General features: G+C 61.9%; 15 protein-coding genes and 1 tRNA gene. 7 read left to right on the top strand and 9 right to left on the bottom strand.

All coding sequences use genetic code 11. The annotated features are described in order from the left end of the window. Window positions 1-29: 29 nt before the first annotated feature. The gene (locus IC757_RS10150; protein WP_190974207.1) at window positions 30-2,606 is read right to left on the bottom strand and encodes an efflux RND transporter permease subunit; all 2,577 of its coding nucleotides are present in this window, start codon (window positions 2,604-2,606) and stop codon (window positions 30-32) included. 393 nt (window positions 2,607-2,999) lie between these two features. Here IC757_RS10150 and apbC point away from each other — a divergent pair, with 393 nt between their 5' ends. Continuing rightward, window positions 3,000-4,082 (top strand): iron-sulfur cluster carrier protein ApbC, encoded by a 1,083-nt coding sequence (gene apbC / locus IC757_RS10145; protein ID WP_190974206.1) that lies wholly within the window; start codon window positions 3,000-3,002, stop codon window positions 4,080-4,082. Window positions 4,083-4,133: 51 nt separating this feature from the next. On the opposite strand, the gene purT is transcribed toward apbC, so the two are convergent. The 4 genes from purT to IC757_RS10125 all read right to left on the bottom strand — a co-directional run bounded on the left by purT (window position 4,134) and on the right by IC757_RS10125 (window position 11,284). Beyond that, window positions 4,134-5,315, bottom strand: a complete 1,182-nt coding sequence (purT, locus tag IC757_RS10140) for a formate-dependent phosphoribosylglycinamide formyltransferase (protein WP_190974205.1) — start codon at window positions 5,313-5,315, stop codon at window positions 4,134-4,136. Beyond that, window positions 5,312-7,552 (bottom strand): S9 family peptidase, encoded by a 2,241-nt coding sequence (locus IC757_RS10135; RefSeq protein WP_190974204.1) that lies wholly within the window; start codon window positions 7,550-7,552, stop codon window positions 5,312-5,314. The genes purT and IC757_RS10135 overlap by 4 nt, the downstream gene beginning before the upstream one ends. Before the next feature lie 110 nt (window positions 7,553-7,662). Further along, window positions 7,663-9,954: a penicillin acylase family protein gene (locus IC757_RS10130; protein ID WP_190974203.1), complete on the bottom strand. Its 2,292-nt coding sequence runs from the start codon at window positions 9,952-9,954 to the stop codon at window positions 7,663-7,665. Next, entirely contained in the window at window positions 9,929-11,284 is a 1,356-nt protein-coding gene (locus tag IC757_RS10125; RefSeq protein ID WP_190974202.1) for a diguanylate cyclase, read from the bottom strand. The genes IC757_RS10130 and IC757_RS10125 overlap by 26 nt, the downstream gene beginning before the upstream one ends. 169 nt (window positions 11,285-11,453) lie before the next feature. On the opposite strand from IC757_RS10125, the gene yeiP reads away from it, so the two are divergent. Together yeiP and IC757_RS10115 are read left to right on the top strand one after the other, a co-directional pair. After that, window positions 11,454-12,020, top strand: a complete 567-nt coding sequence (gene yeiP / locus IC757_RS10120) for an elongation factor P-like protein YeiP (RefSeq protein ID WP_190974201.1) — start codon at window positions 11,454-11,456, stop codon at window positions 12,018-12,020. Between the two features lie 3 nt (window positions 12,021-12,023). After that, window positions 12,024-13,127, top strand: a complete 1,104-nt coding sequence (locus IC757_RS10115; RefSeq protein WP_190974200.1) for a prephenate dehydrogenase/arogenate dehydrogenase family protein — start codon at window positions 12,024-12,026, stop codon at window positions 13,125-13,127. A gap of 30 nt (window positions 13,128-13,157) precedes the next feature. Here IC757_RS10115 and IC757_RS10110 read toward each other — a convergent pair whose 3' ends face one another. Both IC757_RS10110 and IC757_RS10105 read right to left on the bottom strand, forming a co-directional pair. Beyond that, complete coding sequence (locus IC757_RS10110) at window positions 13,158-13,430, bottom strand: polyhydroxyalkanoic acid system family protein (RefSeq protein WP_190974199.1); 273 nt, start codon at window positions 13,428-13,430, stop codon at window positions 13,158-13,160. A gap of 39 nt (window positions 13,431-13,469) precedes the next feature. Next, complete coding sequence (locus tag IC757_RS10105; protein ID WP_190974198.1) at window positions 13,470-14,705, bottom strand: threonine/serine exporter ThrE family protein; 1,236 nt, start codon at window positions 14,703-14,705, stop codon at window positions 13,470-13,472. A gap of 116 nt (window positions 14,706-14,821) precedes the next feature. Between IC757_RS10105 and IC757_RS10100 the strand changes: the two genes are divergently transcribed. Beyond that, window positions 14,822-15,628 (top strand): PhzF family phenazine biosynthesis protein, encoded by an 807-nt coding sequence (locus IC757_RS10100; RefSeq protein WP_190974197.1) that lies wholly within the window; start codon window positions 14,822-14,824, stop codon window positions 15,626-15,628. Window positions 15,629-15,691: 63 nt separating this feature from the next. On the opposite strand, the gene arfB is transcribed toward IC757_RS10100, so the two are convergent. Further along, a complete protein-coding gene (gene arfB, locus IC757_RS10095) occupies window positions 15,692-16,117 on the bottom strand; it encodes an alternative ribosome rescue aminoacyl-tRNA hydrolase ArfB (RefSeq protein ID WP_190974196.1) in 426 nt (141 codons plus the stop codon). A gap of 17 nt (window positions 16,118-16,134) precedes the next feature. Next, window positions 16,135-17,043 carry a DMT family transporter gene (locus tag IC757_RS10090; RefSeq protein WP_190974195.1) on the bottom strand — a complete coding sequence of 303 codons (909 nt, stop codon included), beginning with the start codon at window positions 17,041-17,043 and terminating at the stop codon, window positions 16,135-16,137. Between the two features lie 114 nt (window positions 17,044-17,157). On the opposite strand from IC757_RS10090, the gene ppc reads away from it, so the two are divergent. From ppc to IC757_RS10075, 3 genes are all read left to right on the top strand, one after another. Continuing rightward, on the top strand, window positions 17,158-19,860 hold the full coding sequence (gene ppc, locus IC757_RS10085; protein ID WP_190974194.1) for a phosphoenolpyruvate carboxylase: 2,703 nt from the start codon (window positions 17,158-17,160) through the stop codon (window positions 19,858-19,860). 77 nt (window positions 19,861-19,937) lie between these two features. After that, window positions 19,938-20,013 (top strand) — tRNA-Thr (locus tag IC757_RS10080). A gap of 570 nt (window positions 20,014-20,583) precedes the next feature. Further along, a complete protein-coding gene (locus IC757_RS10075; protein WP_190974193.1) occupies window positions 20,584-21,951 on the top strand; it encodes an IS701 family transposase in 1,368 nt (455 codons plus the stop codon). Window positions 21,952-22,006: the final 55 nt, after the last annotated feature.

Genomic DNA, 22,006 nt, shown 5'->3' with positions numbered 1-22,006 from the left:
AAACTCTGTGCCTCTGTGGTGCATATTGCTCATGTCGTTTTGCTGCCAAAGAACAACTTCGGCACGCTCGACAGGATGGCCGGCAGCATCAGCAGGGTGACGATGGCCGAGGCGGCCATGATCGAGGCCAGGAAGATGCCCACGGTGATATACGGCATCAGGGCCGCGGCCAGCAGGGGCAGGAAGCCCAGCGAGATCACCACCGCGTTGCGGGTGATCGCGCGTGCCGGTTCCTCGAACACGTATTCCAGGGCGCCGCGCCAGCTGCCGTGATCGGCAAAATGGGCGCGCATGCGCTGGATGAAGTGAATGGCGAAATCCACGCTCAGGCCCAGGCTCAGCGAGGAGAGCACGGCCACCGGCATGTCGTAGTCCTTGCCGACCAGTCCCATGACGCCGTAGATCAGCGCAATGGTGAAGGTCAGCGGCAGCACCGCCAGCACGCCGAAGACGACCGAGCGGAACAGGAAGACCATCATCACCAGCACGATGGCAAAGGCCGAGAGCAGGGCGAACAGCATGCCGGCGACCATTTCATTCTGCCACACCAGGTTGATATAGGTGCTGCCGCCCCAGGTCATCTCCACGCCCTCGGGCAGTGGGTTGGTCTCGATGAAGTCATCGACGGCATCGAGCACGCGCTGCATGTCCTGGTTGTCGCCGGACGACAGCTGCAGCCAGATCGAGGCCTGACTGTAGTCGGTCGAGACGAAGTGCCACAGGTCGTGCGGGCGATGCGAGGACTGGAAGCTCAGGATGGCCTGGGCCACGCCGGCGGGGCTGGTCGGGATCCGGTAGTCTTCCGGCTCGCCACTGACCAGTTCGCGGTTGATGGTGCGCACCAGGTCGGCCAGCGAATTGGACTTGCCGACATGGCCACCCGCTGCCAGGTGATCCTGCAGCGCGACCATGTATTCCAGCGCCTCGGGCGTCTGGAAATACAGCGCCTCGGACTGGACCCGTTCGGCCGCTTCCATCAGCGCTTCCCACCATTCGGCTTCGTCGAAGTCGGCATCGAACACCCGATCGTCGAGCGCGAAGGTGAGGTTGTCCAGGGTGGCGGTGGCATCTGCTGCCTGTGCTTCATCGATCAGCGCACGCCACTCGTCGGCGATATCGAAGCCGGCCGCGCGAGCTTGTTCGAGAATCGGGTTGGCGCGATCGTCCAGCAGGGCCTCGAGCTCGCGACCCTCGGTCTGCTCGAGCACCAGGTAGGCCTCGTAGGTGCCGGCGAAATGCTCGTTGAGTACATGATCGGCGATGCGAATGCGGTGGCTTTCCTTGAACCAGCGCGTCGGGTTGTCGTTGATCTGGATCTGGGTGATGCCGAAGACGGCCACGACCAGCACGCCGACAAACAGCAGCAGCAGCGGTTTCGCACGGCCGACGGCGAAGCGACCGGTGGCCGACATGAAGTCACACAGCTTGCAGTCGGCGCCCTTGCCCTCGGCCTCGTGCGCCTTGACCCGGGAAACCATGCGATCGATGGTCTTCTGCGGCAGCGCGGCAATGTAGGCCGGGATGAAGGTCAGCGTCAGCACCATGGCCAGCAGCACGCCCACGGCGACAAAGGCACCGAAGACCTGAACCGGCGGAATCGGGGTGAGCGTGAGCGAGGCAAAGCCGACGGTGGTGGTCAGCGCGGTGAAGATCACCGGCTTGTAGAGGCTTTGCATGACCTCGCCCATGACCTCGTTGACATCGTCGCCGAGGCGGTAGCGGTCGGTGAAGCCCGACAGCACGTGCACCGAGGCGACCACCGCGATCGGCATCAAAAAGATCGGGATCATCGAGCTCATGATGTGCACGGTGAAGCCCAGCCCGATCAGCAGGCCCATGGTGGCAATCACCGTGACCATGGCCAGCACCATGGGCGCGACCACCAGCGGCACCGAGCGGAAGAAGTAGACCATGATCAGGAAGATCAGCAGTCCGGCCAGCGGGGCGGAGATGGCCATTTGCTGGAACATCTCCACGCCGAAAGTATCCTGCGCCACCGGCTGACCGGTGACATGGAACTCGTCGCCGGAATCCAGCCCGGCGGCGAACTCCTCGATGGCCGTGGCGATGCGGTGGCTTTCGTTCTTGTCGACGATGGGCACGTAGATGCCGGCGGCATGACCGTCCTCGGACACCAGCGTGCCGTGGAACATGGGCAGGCGTTCGACGGCGGTGCGAATGGCGTCGGCCTCGGCCTGGTCGGCCGGTGCACGCTCCATCATGCGCTCGAAGCTGATCGTGCCCGGCGTGACCTGCTCGACGTTGTCGACGGTGGGCAGGGCCATGATGTCGCGGGTGATGACGCCATCGATGTCCTCGACAAAGCGGGTCAGCTCGAACAGGGCGCCTAGCGAATCTGGGTTGTAGATGCCCTGGGGATGATCACGATTGACCACGCCGACCACGATCATGTCGTAGAGATCGAACAGCTCCTTGATGCGATTGTGCTCGACCCGGTCGGCCTGGTCGGCACTGAGCATGTTTTCCGGATCGGTGTCGATGGTGATCCTCGGCATCATCAGCCCGAGAATGACGGCCAACAGCGCCACGCCGGCAAAGACCCATCGGCGCTTGTGCATGCTGAACTGTGCGAGGGTGCGACCCATGCGTGTCTCCGTTATATCTAAATTAGGTGACGCGAATATAAAGGAAAATTGATGTGAGGTCAAGGGGGAGGGGGGAGAGGGGGAGAGGGAGAGAGGGGTAGAGGAGCGGAGGGGAAGGCGGGAATGTTAAGTGTTAAGTGTGAAGTGTGAAGTGTGAAGTGTGAAGTGTGAAGTGTGAAGTGTGAAGTGTGAAGTGTGAAGGGGGCTTGCGGTTTGCAGGTTTGGGGGATTGAGTGTTGGTGGCTTCGGTGGTTTTGGGGGTGTTAGGTGTTAAGTGTTAGGTGTTATGGACGCTAGGTGGCGGGGGTGTGTCGAGTTCTGTTTCTTCGCGGTCCGTGGCTGCGCGGGCGGTTAGAATGGCGCCCAGTTTCGAACAGTTTTTGAAGCCCAGACATGACATCCCCTGATTCCGAGCAACTCAAGGCACTGCTGCGTTCCATCGAGGATCCTCACACGGGTCGGCCCTTGAACGATGCCGTGCGCGGTCTGGCCGTGCAGGGTGACCGGGCGGCAGTGGATATTCGTCTGGGTTACCCGGCTGCCGGCTGGCGCGATCGGCTGGCTGAGCTGATCGGGGGCCGCCTGCGTGCGGTCGACGGCATCGAGGCGGTCACGGTCGATGTCGACTGGCAGATTCCCCAGCATGCCGTGCAGGGCGGACTCGAGCCCATCCCCGGAGTACGCAACATCATCGCCGTGGCCTCGGGCAAGGGTGGGGTGGGCAAGTCCACCGTCAGCGCCAACATCGCGCTGGCGCTCATGGCCGAGGGGGCATCGGTCGGCGTGCTGGATGCCGACATCTACGGCCCCAGCATCCCGCGCATGCTCGGTCTTGCGGGGCAACCGGAAACGACCAGTGAGCGGCGCATTCTGCCGATGCAGGCCCACGGCCTGCAGGCCATGAGCATCGGCGTGCTGGTCGAGACCGACCAGGCCATGATCTGGCGTGGGCCCATGGCGACCCAGGCGTTGCAGCAAATGGTTTCGGAGACGAAGTGGGAGGGGCTGGACTACCTGGTGGTCGACTTGCCGCCGGGCACCGGCGACATTCAGCTGACTCTGGCGCAACGCATTCCGGTGGCCGGCGCGGTCTGCGTGACCACGCCTCAGGACGTGGCCGTGGACGATGTCAGGCGCGCCGTGGCCATGTTCAACAAGGTCAAGGTGCCCGTGCTGGGCGTGGTCGAGAACATGAGCACGCATGTGTGCTCGAATTGCGGCCATGAGGAGGCCGTGTTCGGTACCGGCGGTGGCGAACGGATCGCCGCGGAAACCGGCGTACCCATGCTCGGTCAGTTGCCGCTGCAGGCGGGAATCGGTCGTTCCACCGACGAAGGCCGACCGATCGTCGTGGCCGAACCCGAGAGCCCCACCGCCCAGCGCTTCCGCGACATCGCCCGCGCCGTCGCCGGCCGCCTGTCCACCCAGTCACGCGAGACGAAAGTGCGGATGCCGAAGATCAACATCGTGGATTGAAGTCGGGAGACGGTAGACGGACCTAGAACCTAGAACCTAGAACCTAGAACCTTAAAGTTTGACGCCGATGGCATCCCTTGCCTTCGTCGCCTTCTTGCGGGCTTCGTCGATGCTCTTGCCGCGTGCCAGGGTGACGCCCATGCGGCGTTTGCCTTCGACGACGGGTTTGCCGAACAATCTCAGATCGGTATCGGGTTCTGTCAGGGCCTTGTCGATGTGTTCGAACTGCACGCGGTCGGATTGGCCTTCGACCAGCAGGGCGGCCGAGGCGCTGGGGCCGAGCTGGGTAATGTGCCCGATGGGCAGGCCGAGGATGGCGCGCGCGTGCAGGGCGAACTCCGAGAGGTTCTGGGAAATCAGGGTCACCAGGCCGGTGTCGTGGGGTCTTGGCGAGACTTCGCTGAACCAGACCTTGTCGCCCTTGACGAACAGCTCGACGCCGAACAGGCCCCTGCCGCCGAGCGCGGTGGTGATCTCGCCGGCGATGCGCTCGGCTTCCAGCCGGGCCATCTCGCTCATCGGCTGCGGTTGCCAGGATTCGCGGTAGTCGCCGTCGACCTGGGTGTGGCCGATCGGTTCGCAGAAACTGGTGCCGCCGGTATGACGCACGGTCAGCAGCGTGATCTCGTAATCGAAGTCCACGAAGCCCTCGACGATGACCCGGCCCTCGCCGGCACGGCCGCCGGATCGGGCGTATTTCCACGCCTTGTCGATGTCACTCTTGCGCCGGATCAGGCTCTGACCCTTGCCCGAGGACGACATGACCGGCTTGACCACGCAGGGCAGGCCGATTGCCTCGACGGCTTTCTCGAAGGTCGCGTAGTCATCGGCGAAGCGGTAGCTGGAGGTCGGCAGGTCCAGTTCTTCGGCCGCCAGCCGCCGAATGCCCTCCCGGTTCATGGTCAGGTGCGCGGCCCGCGCTGTCGGCACCACGGTGTAACCCTCGCTTTCGAGCAACTGGAGGGTGTCGGTGGCGATGGCCTCGATTTCCGGCACGATCAGGTGCGGACGGTCCAGCTCGACGATGCCGTGCAGGGCCTGGCCGTCGAGCATGTCGATGACATGGTGACGATGGGCCACCTGCATGGCGGGCGCATGGGGGTAGCGGTCCACCGCGATGACCTCGCAACCGAAGCGCTGCAGCTCGATAGCCACTTCCTTGCCCAGCTCGCCGGAGCCGAGCAGAATGACGCGGGTGGCGGTGGGTGTTTCAGGCGTGCCTATGGTGGTCATTTTTCACCTGGCAGCAGGACCCGGTCGAGAAACCGGGTGATGGTCTTGTAGACATGACGCCGCTGCGCATCGCCGGCAATGGCGTGCTTCTCGCCGGGGTAGGTCATCAGATCGAAGGGGATGACGTTTTCCTGTAACTCCTGCATCAGCAGCGTGGAGTGGGTGAACAGGACGTTGTCGTCGGCCATGGGGTGAATGAGCAGCAACTGGTCCTCGATCTGGTCGGCATAGGTGAGCACATCGCCCTTTTCGTACGCTTCGGGCTGGTCCTGGGGCGTACCCATGTAGCGTTCGGTGTAGTGGGTGTCGTAGAGGCGCCAGTCGGTCACCGGGGCGACGGCGACACCAGCGGCGAACTCACCCGGGTACTGGGCCAGGGCCATGAGGGCGACGTAGCCTCCGTAGCTCCAGCCGAAGATGCCGATCCGCTCGGGGTCGATGAAATCCTGGGCTCGCAGCCAGTCCAGACCGACCATCTGGTCGATCATCTCGATCTGCCCCAGGCGCAGGTAGGCGGCATCCTGGAATGCCTTGCCCTGGCGCACGATGCCGCGATTGTCGAGCGAGAACACGACATAACCCTGCTGAGCCATGTACTGGTCGATGAGAATTCTGCGTGACCAGGAATCGGTTACCAACCGGTGGGTGGGGCCGCCATAGATGTGCATGAAGACCGGATAGCGCTTCTCGGGATCGAATCCGGCCGGCCGGATCAGGCGGTAGTGCAGCGATTGTCCATCCGGCCCGACCAGTTCACCGAATTCGGTGGGGCGGTGTGCGTCGCGGTAGCGGGCATATGGGTGATCGCCCGATACGCGGTTTTCCACCAGCCAGGCGATGCGCTCGCCGTCGGCCGAATGCAGGGCCAGTTGGGGTGGCTGACTGGCACTGGAAAAGGTATTGACGTAGACGCGGGCCTCCCGGTCCATGCTGACTTCATGCCAGCCACCGCGGCGCGAGATGCGCGAGACGATTTCCGGCGAGCTGGTGACCAGCGACTGTCGGTATAGGTGCTTCTCGCGGGGCGAGACTTCGGCCGCCGTGAAATAGATCATACCCAGCTCTTCGTCCACACCTTCCAGCGCATCGACGGCCCAGTCGCCGGCGGTGAGCGGCCGGATCAGCTCGCCATCGAGACCGTACAGGTAGAGGTGGCGGTAGCCATTGCGCTCAGAAGACCAGATGAAGGCCGGCATGTCGGAGAGAAAGTGCAGATCGTCGTGCAGGTTGATCCAGGTATCCTCGGTTTCGGTCAGCACGACCTCCGGAGCACCCTCACCCGGCGTGGCGATCATCAGCTCCAGGGTTTGCTGGTCACGACTCTGGCGCTGGAAGCTCAGTTGCTCGCCCCCAGGTAACCAGTCAACTCGCGGGATGTAGATGTCTTCTTCCTCGCCGAGATCGATCCATTCAATCGAGCCGGTCTCGATGTCGGCAACACCCAGGCGATAGGTGACATTGGGGGTTCCGGTATAGGGATAGCGCTGTTCGATCATGGTGATGTCGCCGGCCTCGATCTCGTAGCGCAGGGTCACGTCGATGGGCGACTCGTCGATACGCAGGAAGGCGATGTGGCGGCTGTCGGGCGACCACCAGTAGCCGGTCGAACGGCCCATCTCTTCCTGGGCGATGAACTCGGCCACGCCGTTGGCGATGACTTCGTCACCATCGTCGGTCAGCCGGGTCTCGCTGCCATCGTCTATGCGGGCAATCCACAGGTCGCGATTGCGCACGAAAGCCACATGCTCGCCGTCCGGCGCGATTTGCGGGTCGGTGTCGAATGCCTCCGATTCGGTGACTTGCCGCACCTCGCGCTCCTCGGCCGTCATGTCGAGCACGTAGATGTCGCCGCCCAGCGGGAAGAGCAGGAAACGGCCATCGCCCGACCAGCGGTATTCGACGATGCCGCTGAGATCGGCAATGCGGGCGCGTTCGCGACGGGCCCGCTCTTCTGCCGACAGCTCGCCCTCATCTTCCACCACGTCATCGGCAGCGACCAGGATGCGGGTCCGATCGTCATCGACATGGTATTCCCACAAATCCAGCATGCCGCGGTCGTCATCGCGACCACGCAGGAAAGTGACCCGGTCTCCGGCCGGAGACAGTCGCGCATCACGCAGGGTGGGTCCGGACAGATCCGGGCTGTCGAATATTCGGTCAAGCGTCAGGGTAGGTGTTTCGGCCTGGCCGGCAACGGCAAGCGACAGTAGCAGGAAGGTGCAGGCAATGTATTTCATCGGAGCTGGTGAGATCTTGTCGGTTGTGAAAGTGCAAGCAGGTATTGTGTGCGGCGCAGCACCAATTGGCAAATCAGACCACGCCCAAGCGCGGGTATCACGCGCGGGTATTATTCGCGGGTCAATCGCAATACGCGATGGTTGCGCTGCTCAACGGCCTCGCGGCTCCAGGGTACGATCCATGGTTGGCCGCTGAGGAAGTCTTCCAGAAAGTCGTCGAAGTGCGGACTGGATGGATGCCCGGATTGCCCGGTCGTCAGGTTGAGCCGAAAGCTGTCGGGATCGGACCAGTCGAGGACATAGCGCATCGAAGGGCCGGCGCGTGATCGCAGGGTCGCCTGGTCGGCGTCGAAAACGGCATAGCTGACGTTCAGCGTGCCCGGATCGCCGCCGATCGGGAAGGGGCCCCGACTGAGTCGCAGCCAGCGATCAAGAACGGGGTTGTCGGCCATCGCGTGCCGCACATGCAGTTGCTGAACGCCGCCCAGCGGCCGGATGCCGGCCTTCAGGGCCATCTCCAGGGCGTCCAGGCCTGCCTGTTCACGATCGATATGGGCCAGTGGCGATTGGTCTCCGGTGTGAAGCCACTCGTCGATCAGCATTTGCATGTCGCCCGGAGGAATTGACTCGTCCTGCCGGGCGATGGCCGGGCCTAGATAGTTGAACCAGCGGGCAAACAGCCCGGCGATGTCGCTGTCGGCCCGCATGTTGTCATCCCAGGCCTCGATGTCATCGGCCAGACGGCTGCGATTGGATGCCCTGGCCAGCTCCGCCAGCCAGGGGCTCCAGCTCAGGGCGCGGTCGGAGACCCGATCGAGCTGAAACGCACTCATGTCGTCGCGACTGAAGCGTGTGCCGGAGTTCAGCAGGTCGCTGATGCGCCGTATCCTGAGCTGCTTGTAATACCCGGGCACGGGATAGTCCCAATTGTCTCCCACCGCCGCATTGTTGGCGTTGGCCAGCCAGCCGCGCTCCGGGTTGAGTGCCCAGGGGCGGGTGTCTGGTGGATGAAATCCGTCCCAGATATGGTCGGGGTTGTCGGCATCGAGGACGCCGAAAAACTGCTCATGTTGCCTGACCGGCACCGGGCTGGACTGAACATAGCCGATGTTGCCTTCCCGGTCGGAATACGACCAGTTGACCGACATGGCCCCCATGTCGCTGGCAGCGGCTCGGAAGTGGTCGAAGTCGGTGGCCCGCTTGATGGCAAAGCCGTTTTCCATCAGCTGACCAATCGGTAATTCAAATCCGGCCCATTGCACCACCAGGGCGAACTCGTCGGTGAGTTCGGCAACACGGCCAAGAGAAGTAAAGTACTGAACCCGTTCGACGGATTCCTGGTCGCGAATCCTGAATGTCTCGCTGCGTTCGATCAGTGGCTCCCAGCCATCCGGTCCGCGGACCCGATCAGGCTGTTCCGGGTGGCGTTCGAAGCGATAGGTTTCGAAGACATCCACCGGGGCCACGGTGAACGACCATGCAATGCGGCCATTGTGACCCATGGCCACGAGAGGCAGCCCGGGGACTGTGACTCCAATGACGTCGAGGCTTTCTTGCGAATGCAGTCCGGCGGCATACCACATGCCCGGCGCCTGGTCGTATTCCAGATGCGGGTCAGCGGCATGCAGCGCCTGTCCGGACTCGGAGCGCTCCGGTGCCAGAGTCCAGGTATTGGAGCCCTCGCTCATGCGCCCGCCGGGAAGGGTCGTGCGCTGCCAGGCAAAATCCGAAGACAGCCACTCAGCCGCGGCTGCACCGTGCAGGTCGACCAGTTCTCGCCAGGCCATGCTGATGCGCTGGACCAGGGTGGTCGGGTACCAGGTCTGGTAATAGGCAATGGCCAGTACATCGTCCACCGACCAGGGTTCAGGCTTCTGGCCCAGAAAGAGAAACTCCGGCGGCAAGGCGTCTGTATGGTCCATGTAGGCATTGATGCCATCGACATAGGCCTGCAACCATGCGTGTGATTCGGGAGCGAGGTCGATGGGTTCTTCTGCAACCCGCCGCGCGAACCCGAAGGAGCGATGCAGTTCATCGATCTCCAGTGCCACCGCGCCGACCAGTTCAGACAGTTCGCCCCGGGTCAGGCGGCGAATCAGTTCCATCTGGAACAGACGCTCGCCCGCATGCAGCCACCCCAGTGTCTGCAGAACGTCGGTGTCGCTTTCTCCGTAAACACGGGGTATGCCACGGTCGTCGAACAGGATTTTGACGTCCTGGCTCAGACCCGGCAAGGGTTGCTCGCCGGTGTAGGGCATGACGGATCGCTCCATCCAGGCGCGGCCGCCAAACCAGATGGCGGCCAGCAGGATGGCCACCGTGACCAAGCTCAGCCAGAAGCTGCGGCGAAGGGTCTGGGTGATGGGTCGTGCGCGCTCAGGCCCGGTTTGATTGCTCATCATCGATGAAAAATACGCCGTCGTTGTCGTTCGATGCCTCGCGTGCCCGGGCCTCGGCAAGCGTCAGGGTGACTACTTGGTTGCGACCGGATGACTTGGCGATGTAGACGGCCTGATCGGCGGCATTGATCACACTTTCCAGGCTGGAAGTCCGGCCAGCCTCCAGGGCGCTGACACCGAAGCTGGCAGTGACCGGTATGCCGGCCGGTTCCAGCGTTTCGAAGCGTTCACGCAGTTGCTCGGCCCTGCGGCTGGCATCCGCCAGCGGGCACCAGGGCAGTACCAGCAGAAGCTCCTCACCCCCGAAACGAACCGCGAGATCTTCTTCCCGGCAGGAGGCAGCCAGCATTTCGCCGATCTCGCGCAGTACATAATCGCCCACCAGGTGACCGTGGCGGTCGTTGATGGTCTTGAAATGGTCGATATCGATCAGGATGATGCTCAGCGGCATGTCGCGTCGATGTGCCGAGGATTCCAGCTTGCTGCCGAACTCACTGAGCGAGTTGCGATTGTAGAGCCCGGTCAGCGCGTCGGTCATGGCCAGCTCGTAAAGCTGCTTGCGCTGTTTCTTGACCCGTTCGAACAGCTGCTTGTTGACCACAAGGTTGCCGATGCGCGCCCGCGCTTCTTCCATGATGACCGGCTTGCTGATGAAATCGTTGACGCCAAGACGGAAGAGCTCTACACGTCTGGCGTCGTCTTCCATTCCCGACATGGCCAGAATGGGCAGTTCGGTCTTGTCGGGATGTTTCTCGCGCAGTCGGCTGACCAGGGTGATACCGCTGATGGCGCCTTCGACCAGGATGTCGCTGATGACCAGGTCGTGGCGTTCCGGATCGAATGCCTCCAGCGCCTCGGCGGCACTGCGGAAGTGATCCACGTCCAGGCTCATCTTGTGCATGACGTGAATCATGATTCTCGAGGCCGTGACGCTGTCTTCTACGTACAACACACGACCCGTCAGGGGCTGATCGCGCTCCCGGGTGAAGCGGTCGATACGCTTGAAAAGCTCCTCGATGCGGGTGCGGGCATGAATGTCGGTGATGCCGGCTTCGAAAGCACGCCGGTGGATGCGCTTGTCGGTCGAGGAGGTCAGCAGGATGATGGGCACGGACTTGCCGTGGGGCAATTGACGGGCCTGCCGGGCAAACTCGATGCCGTCGCCATCGGGCAGTGAACGAGACACGCATACGACATCAGCCGGCTGGCGTTTCAGCAGGGCCAGGCCGCTGGCCGCTGATTCGACCATCATCGGCTCGTGGCCGGCCTGGGCCGCCAATCGCTGCCAGATGGCGCGAAAGACCCTTGAATGGTCGACGATCAGTGCTCTCATCAGGACATTACCGCGCGGGCTCTGTGGTCCGTAGGGTGGGCAAACTCTGGTCAATTTGACCGTAGTGAAGATAGCACACTGCCAGGTCGGTAGGCTCCATTTGATCCCGGATTCGGTGTAATCTCTCGGGCCGGTCAGAATCACAAGCCATATCGGGAGTCCATCAATTATGCCCAGAGCCAGCGAAATCAAGCGCGGAAACGTCATCGAACATGATGGGACGGTCTATGCCGTGCGTCAGATCGATCGTTCAGCACCCACCGCCCGGGGCGGCGGCACGCTGTTTCGCTTCAAGCTGCACGGCATTCCTGGCGGAGAGCGCCGGGAGCTGACCTGCAAGGGGGATGATGTGCTGCGCGAGGCCGACCTGGTGCGTCGACAGAGCAGTTTCTCCTACCGCGATGCCGACGGATTCGTGTTCATGGATGACGAGGACTTCCGCCAGCACCTGGTGTCGGAGGCGGATGTTGGCGAGGCGGCCGGCTACATCACCGACGGGCTTGGCGGCATATTCGTGCTGCTCATCGATGATGTGCCCGTGGCCATCGATTTGCCACAGTCGGTGGTGCTGGAGGTCACGGATACCGCGCCGGTCATGAAGGGGGCGACCGCGACGAAGTCAAACAAGCCGGCCACGCTGGAAACCGGTATCGAGGTCATGGTTCCTGACTACATCACGCCGGGTGAGAAGATCAAGGTCAATACCGAGACCGGCGAGTTCATGAGCCGGGCCTGAGTCATGACCGAAGACACGCCAGCGGGATTGAGAGAACTGCGCGATCAGCTCGACGAGGTGGATGCCCGTCTGGTCGAGCTGGCGGCACGTCGTCAGCAGCTGGTCTCCGAGATCGGACGCTTCAAGCAGGGACGTGGACAGCAGCTGCGTGATTTCCGGCGCGAAAGGCAGGTGCTGGAACTGGTGCGGGCTCGGGCCCGATCGGTCGATCTGGATCCGACACTGGCCGAATCGCTCTTTCGACGCCTCATCGATGCCTCGCTGACCCGTCAGGAACAGGAGCGCGTGCGCTTTGCCGGGCGGGGCGATGGTCACAGCGCACTGGTGATTGGTGGCGCCGGCCGCATGGGGCGTTGGCTGGCCAGTTTCCTGGACAACCAGGGCTACGAAGTGCTGCTGGCCGATCCGGCGCTAAACGATGGCCACGAGAAGCATTTTTCCGACTGGCGGGAAGCCCCGCTGAATGTCTCACTGATTGTTGTCGCGGCGCCGCTCAGGCAGACCCCGGCCATTATCGATGAGCTGGCGCAGCGCAGGGTTCCGGGGCTTGTGTTCGAAGTCGGTTCGATCAAGACGCCGCTGATCGACAGTTTGCGGTCGGCAGCGCGGTCGGGGCTTGCGGTCTGTGCCGTGCACCCGATGTTCGGCCCGGATACGCGACTCCTGTCCGGTCGGCATGTGCTGGTGATGGATGTTGGCTGCCCGGCGGCAGTCAACGAGGTGACGGCGCTGTTTTCGGACACCATGGCCGAAATGGTCGACATCCCGCTTGAGCAGCATGACCAGCTGATTGCGCTGGTGCTGGGGTTATCGCATGCACTCAATATCGCCTTCTTCACTGCACTGGTGCGATCGGGCATCGAGGCCGGACAACTGGCAGGAATCTCCAGCACCACTTTCCGGCGTCAGCTCGAAATTGCCCGCGACGTGGCCGGCGAAAACCCCGCGCTCTACTACGAAATCCAGAACCTCAACGAGCATGGGCACATTGCCCGTGACGCCTTGCTTGAGGCCATCGAGTCGATTCGCGAGGCCGCAGATTCGCCGGATGACACGGCCATGCATGAGCTCATGATTCAGGGCAGGCGCTACCTGGAATCGCTCTGATTTCGCGCCGGCCCGGGGGTATGGCCGGTGTCAGGCGAAGTGCTCGTCCAGATAGCGATGGATTTCGGCCTCGACTTTCGGCTGCAGATAGGTCAGAAGGAAGTTCAGCTGGGCACGTACGTGCACCGCTTCTTCATCGACGTCGATCTCCCCGTGCACCCCGAAGCGTTCGAAGACGATGGTGTCGCCGTCCCAGCCATATTCGATGTCGAATTTTTCAGCCAGGTCCTGGGCCAGCTCGTCGGCCACCTGCTGGGCTTCTTCCAGAGTCTTGTCGTGCGGTTTGTGAATATCGATGCTCATGGGGCAATGTTGTTGTTCCTCGTCCGTCCTGGTGTCATCTTACAGCGTGGTGCGCGGCGGCAGCAGGATGCTGGCCAGGATCATGCCCGTGGTCAGGGCCACGGCGATGATGCCGGCGAGCATGGCCGTTTCGATGCCCGAAACGATGTCGTCGCCGAGCAGAGCGGCGAGGCTGCGCATGCCGATGCTGCCGGGCACCAGCAGGATCAGCCCCGGGATATGCATGATCGATCCCGGGCGGCGGGTAAAATGCACGAACAAGTTGCCGGCCATGCCAATGGCCAGCGCACCGATGAATGCACCGATGACCGGCGCCCCCAGCCAGACACCGACGTTGGCCCCGCTCCAGGCGATCAGGCAGGCGGCCAGGATCCATATCCAGTCGCGCCGATGTGCCTGGATGAGCAGCATCAGCCCGGCCGCGCCGGCAAGCACGCCGGCGAACGGCAGCCAGGTGGGCCGGGGTGAGGCTTCGGCCAGGTCGATGGGCCCGACAATGGCCTGTCCGGCCATGCCTCCGAGCACCATGCCGAACGCGAGCAGGGCAAAGATCATAACCGCGAAGGCCAGCCTGGAGGAACCGGACACGACATGTCCCGTGGCCAGTTCGCGCGATGCCGTGGTCATGTCCATGCCCGGCAGCAGTGGCAGCATTGCGGCGATGATGGCCGGCATTAGTGCCGTTTGGGCATCGAAGCCGCACCACAGGGTTCCCAGGAAGGTGATCAGGGCAGCGGCCAGGGGATTGATCAGGCGTGAGCGCTCCAGGTGTTGGCGCATCCAGATCACGGTGAGGCCGGCCACCGCGCCCAGCGGGGCGGCCAGAAGCGTTTCTCGCCATCCGCCCCCGAGCAGGGAGGCAACGCCACCCCCGATCAGCACGAATGCGGCAATGGCCGACCACCAGCCGTATTCCGGGGGGGCCGTGTCGATGGCGCGCACGCGCTTGTCGGCCGTTTCCGGATCGATGCGTCCATCGGCCAGTTCCTCCATGACCGCCGACAGGTCGGACAGTTTGGCCAGGTTGGCCGATCCGGGTTCGGACCGGACCAGGAAAGTCTGCTGCTGATGACTGTCGCCCAGTGAAACGATCAGCGCGGTGGGAGTCGAAAAGAACTCGGCTTTCAGCCCGAGACGATCGGCCATGATCTGCATGGCCGATTCCAGACGATGGGCCGGCGAACCGACATGCAGCAGGGCACGTCCCAGGTTGAGTACCAGCGGCGCATAGCGTTGGGTGTCATCGGTCCGGGTGGGGTCGTGGTCGTCATTCATGAGCGATTGCGCTTTTCGGGCAGACGAAGTGTCGCATAATGTCGCCAGCCTCAGAACGGAAATTGTTGACCCGACACGAATGCGATCTACATTCGTGCCGGGCTAATATGACACTTATGCCATTGCAAATCTTTCAGATCGATGCCTTTGCCGAGCGGGTCTTCGAGGGAAACCCCGCAGCCGTCGTGCCCCTTGATGACTGGTTGGACGATGATGTGCTGCAGGCCATCGCGATGGAGAACAACCTGTCGGAAACGGCGTTCTTCGTGCCGGCCGGCGATCGTGTCGAGTTGCGCTGGTTCACGCCGCGTGCCGAAGTGGATCTGTGCGGTCATGCCACCCTGGCCACGGCCCATGTCCTGTTCAAGCATCTCGGTCATGACGGCGATGAACTTCGCTTCGATACGCGCAGCGGCGAGTTGCGGGTACGGCGTTGCGACGATGGTCTGGCGATGGACTTTCCGGCGTTACCGGCCGAGCCGGTCGATGTTCTGCCCGCGCTGGCCGAAGCGCTGAGATGCAGGCCACAGCAGTTGCTGGCCGCACCCGATTACCTCGCCGTTTTCGAGTCTGAAGAGCAGGTGCGCATGCTGGAGCCCGATTTCGCCGCCCTGAAACGGCTTGACCGGCGCGGCGTCATTGCTACCGCCCCGGGCAGGGAGTGGGATTTTGTCAGTCGTTGCTTCTATCCCAAACTGGATGTCAATGAAGACCCGGTGACCGGGTCGGCACACTGCAAGTCGGCGCCTTACTGGGGGCAGCGTCTGGGTCGGAAGGAACTGGTCGCGCGGCAGTTGTCCGCGCGTGGTGGCACGGTGCGCTGCCGGCTGGTCGACGACCGGGTGATACTCGTCGGGCAGGCGGTGGATTATATGCGTGGGGAGATATGGGTGGATGGATTAGAGGTGAGAGGTAAAAGGTAAAAGGTAAAAGGTGGAAGACGGGAGACGGGAGAGGGAAAGGATAATCGGTCGACGTACGACCAATTACTCATCCATCCCTGGTTTTCCACGGGCCTGCTTTATGCGGCCGCGGTGGCGCTTTTGTTTCAGGCGTTTTTTCTTCGCCGAGCGGGTCGGCTTCGTCTTGATGCGTTTCTTGGGTTTCTGGTGGGCTCGCTCTATCAGTGCGGCCAGGCGTTGGCGGGCATCTTCTCGGTTGCGGTGCTGGCTTCTGTGCGTCTTGGCCTCGATGGTGATCACGCCGGCAGAATCGGCGCGCTGGCCAGCCAGCTTGAGCAGGCGGCGCTTGACCGGTGCGGTGGCGAACGTCGATGCGTTTACGTCGTAGCGCAACTGCACGCCGGTCTCGGTGCGGTTGACGTGTTGCCCGCCCGGTCCGCCAGTCAATATGAAACGCTCTTCCAGTTCGTGCTCGGGCGGCAGATAGCGATGTGAAGTCTTTCGATCCATGGTCAGGCTGCCGGCTATCAGGCCCGGGGTTGCTTGAGCGCTGCCGGTGCGGGTTGGCGGGACTGGCCCAGCGCAACCCCGCCAAGAATCAGGATGCCGGCAATCAGAGTGCCGGTTGTCAACGGTTCGCCCAGGATGATCCATGCCCACGCCACGCCGAACAGCGGCACCAGGTAAGTCACGGTTGCGGTTCGAGCCGCGCCGATGCGATCAAGCAGGCGAAACAGGAAGGCATAGGCTATGCCAGTGCACAACACTCCCAGCATGATGGCGCTACCCCAGGCGGCAGGGGAGATATCATGTTCGGGCCAATAGAGGAGGGCCAGCGGCAGCACCAGCAGGGCACTGCAGGCCAGGGTGGCGCCTCCCAGTGCCACTGGCGGTAATCCGCCCAGGTAGCGGCGAACCAGATTGCCGGAAAAACCGTAGCACAGCGCTGCGGCAGTGGCGGCAAGTGCAGCCCATCCAACCGGAACGCCGGCCATGGGTATGCCGGCCATCACGATCACCCCGGCCATTCCGGCCAGCAGGCCGATACAGCGGCGAGGCCCCAGCCTTTCGCCGAACATCCACCCGGCGATCAGTGCTGCGAACAAGGCCGTCATGCTGTTGGCAATTGCGGCGATGGCAGCCGGTGCCACGGCGGTGGCCCAGGCAAAAAGCAGAAATGGGACGGCGGAGTTGATGATGCCGATCAGAAACAGGGTGACCCAGCGCCCCTCGAGCTGGCGGCGGGCGCGGTAGACAAAGGGCAGCAATACCAGAGCACCAAACGCCAGCCGCAACTCGACCAGCGCCAGGGGGCCGAACTCCGGAGCCGCCACGCGCATCAGCAGAAAAGAGCCTCCCCAGATGGCACCCAGCAGGGTCAGCTCGGCCATGACGCGAAGTTCGCTGGTTGATTTGGTGCTGTTCAGGCTGGTCATGGTTCGACTGGTATCCGGAATGCGGGTCGACGAGCGGCAATCTGTCCGAAAGCGCGAAGTTTACCGGATGGGTGATGCATAATTCAGGCTTGTCCAGCCAAATGACGAGACTGCATGCGTAGAGACCAGATCGACTTTCCGACCGAACACCAGGCCCTTAGAGATGACGTCAGCCTGCTTGGCGCGATGATTGGCGAGCTGCTTCAGGAGCAGTGTGGCGATACGTTGTTTCAGCGTGTTGAAACGGCCCGTTCGGCCGCCATTGCCCGACGTCTGGGCGAGGATGATGGCAGCGAGATTCTGGCGCAGTGCAGAATGGAGGATGCCGAAGAGGCCGGGGCATTCACGCGCGCATTCGCCGCCTGGTTTCGAATGGTGAATTTGGCTGAACAGGTTCACCGCATCCGGCGTCGGCGTGAGTACATGGCCGCCGGGGAAGGGGTTCAGCCCGATTCTCTGGCAGACGTGTTCGAGTCGCTGGCCAACGAGGGCAGGGACTGGGAATCGGTTCGTCGGATGCTGGAATCGCTGTGCGTGGAGCCGGTTTTTACCGCGCACCCGACAGAAGCGACGCGACGCTCGATACTGGAGAAGGAACAGCGAATGGCGCGCTACCTGGTCCAGCGCCTCGATCCAGGACTCTCGGCAAACGCGTCTCGTCGACTGATCGACCGGGTGCGCATGGAGCAGACCATTGCCTGGCAGACCGCGGAGCAGTCGCGCAATCGTCCCAGTGTGGCCGACGAGGCCGAGCATGCGCACTACTACCTGGCCAACGTGCTGTATCGGGTTGCCCCCGTGCTGCACGAGAATCTGGCCGAGGCCGCAACACGCGCCTGGGGCGTGGCGCCTGGACCGGGGGAGTTGCCTTCGCTGCTGCGATTCGGATCCTGGGTCGGCGGCGACATGGACGGCAACCCGAATGTTTCGGGCGATACGGTGATGGAAACGCTCACCGAGCAGCGACGTCAGGTCATCGACAATTACCTGCGCGAAATACGCAGACTCAATCGACTGCTGAGTCAGACCGAAGGGCGGGTCGGTTTCAGTTCCGAGGTGCTGGAGCGCATCAGGCGGTACCGCAGCCAGTTGCCCGGGGTCGCCGAGATGATCCCGGCGCGGCATGCCGAGATGCCCTACCGGGTATTGTTGTGCCTGATCGAGGCACGGTTGCGCGCCACTCGCGACTCCGGCGAAATGGCCTACCCGGCAGCAAGTGACTTCGCCGCGGACCTGCAACTGATTGTCGACAGTCTCAAGACACATCGCGGCCAACGTGCCGGTCTTTTTCCGCTTGAACGGCTGCTCAGGCGGGTGGATATATTCGGTTTCCATCTGGCTGCGCTGGATCTGCGCATTGATTCCGGTGATCTTCACGAAGCCGTGGCGGAGCTGGTTGACGACGCGCAATGGCCCGATCGCGAACCTGCCGAACGCACCCGGGTGCTGGGGGAACGGCTTGCCGACGATGCCATTCCCGATGGCGAGAAGAGTGGCGCCAGTCACCCAGTCTACAAGCTCCTGGCGGCGGCAGCGCGTGCTCACGAGACCTTTGGGGCCCGCTCCATCACGACCCTGATCATATCCATGAGCCGCAACGCCGACGATATCCTGGCGGCCTGGTTTGTTGCCCGGGCCGCCGGTGTTGGCCGGGATCATCTCGATATCGTTCCACTGTTTGAAACCGTGGATGATCTGGCTGCTGCCGAGGGAGTGATGGACGGCCTGCTCAAACTCGGGATCTGGCGGGAGTTGCTCGAAGCGCGCGACAATCGTCAGACCGTCATGCTGGGTTACTCGGATTCCAACAAGGACGGTGGCATGGTGGCCTCGCGGTGGTCGTTGCAGGACGCCCAGCGCCGCTTGCTGGCATTGTTTGAAAGTCAGGGCATCAGGATCACCTTCTTCCATGGTCGTGGCGGCACGGTGGGCCGTGGTGGCGGCAAGACACCCAGTGCGGTGCTGGCCGCTCCGGCCGGCTCGGTGGGTGGGCGCCTGCGTATCACGGAGCAGGGAGAAGTCATCCATCGAAAATACGGCCTGCGTACCATTGCCGTGCGCAACCTGGAGCAGGCGACCGGTGCCGTGATCAAGGCCGGTTTCGTGGACAGCGATCCCGACAGCGAAGCGGGTCCGTGGCGCAAGGCCGCGGCCAGGCTGGCCAAACTGTCACGTACTGCCTACCGCGACCTGGTCTACGGCGATGAGGACTTCAGCGACTACTTTCGGCTGGCCACCCCGATCGATGTCATCGAGCGGCTACGCATCGGTTCGCGACCCAGCTCAAGAGCCAAGCAGGCCGGTATTTCGGGCCTGCGCGCCATCCCCTGGGTATTCGCCTGGGGCCAGTCCCGGCAAGGGTTGCCGGGTTGGTTCGGTCTTGGCAGCGGGCTGCAAGGTCTTATCGACGAGATTGGCATCGAGTCGGTAGAGGAAATGGTGCGGGAGTGGCTGTTCTTTTCCAACCTGCTTTCGGATGCGGAAATGGCCATGGCCAAGGCCGATATCGGCATCGGTCGTCATTACGCGGCCCTGGCCGGCGACCTGGGCGAGCGCTATTTCCCGACCATCGAGCAGGAGTTCGCCCGCACCCGTGAACTGATCTGTCGCATCAAGCAACAGGACGAGCTGCTGGACAAGGATCCAACCCTCAAGCGCTCGATTCTGCTGAGGAACCCGTATGTCGACCCAATGAGTTTCACCCAGGTGGACCTGCTGCAACGCTGGCGTGCCGGCAATCAACAGGATGAGAAACTGGAACTGGCGCTGATCGAGAGCGTTCACGGCATCGCCCAAGGATTGCAGAACACCGGCTGAAGAGGCGAAGTGGTGACATCCCGACCGCGAAACCGGTATAATTCCGCTCCTTTCGCGCAAAACCACCTTGCACCCGTGCCGGTGTAGCTCAGTCGGTAGAGCAACGCATTCGTAATGCGTGGGTCGGCGGTTCGAATCCGTCCACCGGCACCATTAAAAAAACAAAGCCCTTACAACTACTTGTGGCACCTTCGTTGGCGATGGCTCAATTCGAACCGCCGACAATAAACAATTCGGTTCGAACCGAGCGGCGCAGCCGCGAGCTCGCTGAACTGCATAGCAGTTCAGCCCGAAGGGCAAGCCCGCCACAGGCGGGCGCAGCAATCCGTCCACCGGCACCATTAAAAAAACAAAGCCCTTACAACTACTTGTGGCACCTTCGTTGGCGATGGCTCAATTCGAACCGCCGACAATAAACAATTCGGTTCGAACCGAGCGGCGCAGCCGCGAGCTCGCTGAACTGCATAGCAGTTCAGCCCGAAGGGCAAGCCCGCCGTAGGCGGGCGCAGCAATCCGTCCACCGGCACATAAAAAACAATGCTATTACATTCATTTGTGGCAGCTTCCTTAGTTCTGCTTTGTCACGTTGATCTTCCAATAAATCAATAGTTTATGTACAATGGACCGTATCAGGCCGAAGTGGAAGAGCAAACAGGATGAGCTTCCAGAAATTCAAACAGTAACTCAAAAAACGGGATTTGTGATGACCAGTTATTCGATCCGATGTCGGGTCGTTATGACGGGTTTTACGACACCTATGACGGCTGTTTCCGGTCCGGCAATCACAATGTCAGCCGTCAAGCGAAACAATACCTCAGCGGACTGATTCAATCCCCGAAAAGAAACATGGAACGCATGGCAGAGGTGGTTCCTGACAGCGATAGCCAGGTTCTTCAGAACTTTCTGAGTTACTCGGGGTGGAGTCACCGTGCGGTGATGAATCAGGTAGCGCGGGATGCCAATGATTGGGTCGGTGGTGATGAGGGGTCTGGGCTCTACATTGATGAAACCTGTTTTGCTAAGAAGGGCAAGCATTCGGTGGGTGTGGCTCGTCAGTGGAATGGCCGGCTGGGCAAGACGGATAACTGCCAGGTCGGCGTATTCGGTGCGCTGGGCAAGGGCAAACATGTCAGTCTGATTGATGCCCGGCTCTATCTACCCACGGTCTGGACTAACGATCCGAAGCGCTGTGCCAAGGCCGGTATTCCGCACGGGGAGCGAGTCCACAAGACCAAGCCTGACCTGGCAATGGAGATTGTGGAGCAGGCGCGTGTCAACGGGGTTCGGTTTGAGTGGGTGGGCATGGATGCGGTCTATGGCTCATCGTTCAGGCTATTGCAAGATCTTGATATGAAAGGTGAAACGTTTGTCGCTGACGTGCGCAAGGACCGCCATATCTACCTGAAGGATCCAGCTCCCTACGTTCCAGCCAGCACGCCCGGTAAAGGTCGGCCGAGACGACGACTGTGTAGTGATCAAGAGTCGGTCGAAGTCGGAAAGTGGGTGGCGGATCAGCCGGACAGCGCATGGAGTCGGACGACTTTGCGCGACAGTGAACGGGGACCATTAACTGTCGACCTCCTTTGTGCTCGGGTCTGGCTCTGGGACAAGAAGTCCTCAACCACCAAACAGTGGCATTTGTTGTGCCGCCGTGAAATCGGTAAACCCAATACGATCAAATACAGCCTGAGCAATGCGCCAGCCGATGTCAGTCTATCGACACTGGGTCGTATGCAAGCCCAGCGATTTTGGGTTGAACGAGCTTTTCAGGATGCCAAGAGCCACATGGGCATGAGTCATTATCAAGCCCGTAAGTGGCTTTCCTGGCATCGGCACATGGCGCTGGTCATGATGGCCCAGCAATTCATGCTTCAGGAGCGCATGATCAATTCCGAGACCTATCCGCTGTTGAGTTGCTATGACATTCAGATCATGCTTTGCCAAACATTGCCTGCACGCAAGATGGACCGTCAAGACATAAAAGCAATGATGATAGAACGTCACCGAAGACGTCAGGCAGCCATAGACTCAGCCAAACGAAGGTCAGGACCGGCAGCAGAGCCAAAGACACCGCTTGACCTAAGTAACTGATTTACATTGAATGGAACATGACAAAGTAGAATTAGTAGTTTTTTAACTCCATCCG

Source organism: Wenzhouxiangella sp. AB-CW3 (genome assembly GCF_014725735.1).
Lineage (GTDB): Bacteria > Pseudomonadota > Gammaproteobacteria > Xanthomonadales > Wenzhouxiangellaceae > Wenzhouxiangella.
The sequence above is the reverse complement of the archived record's forward strand: the minus strand, read 5'-3'. Positions and strand labels throughout refer to the sequence as shown.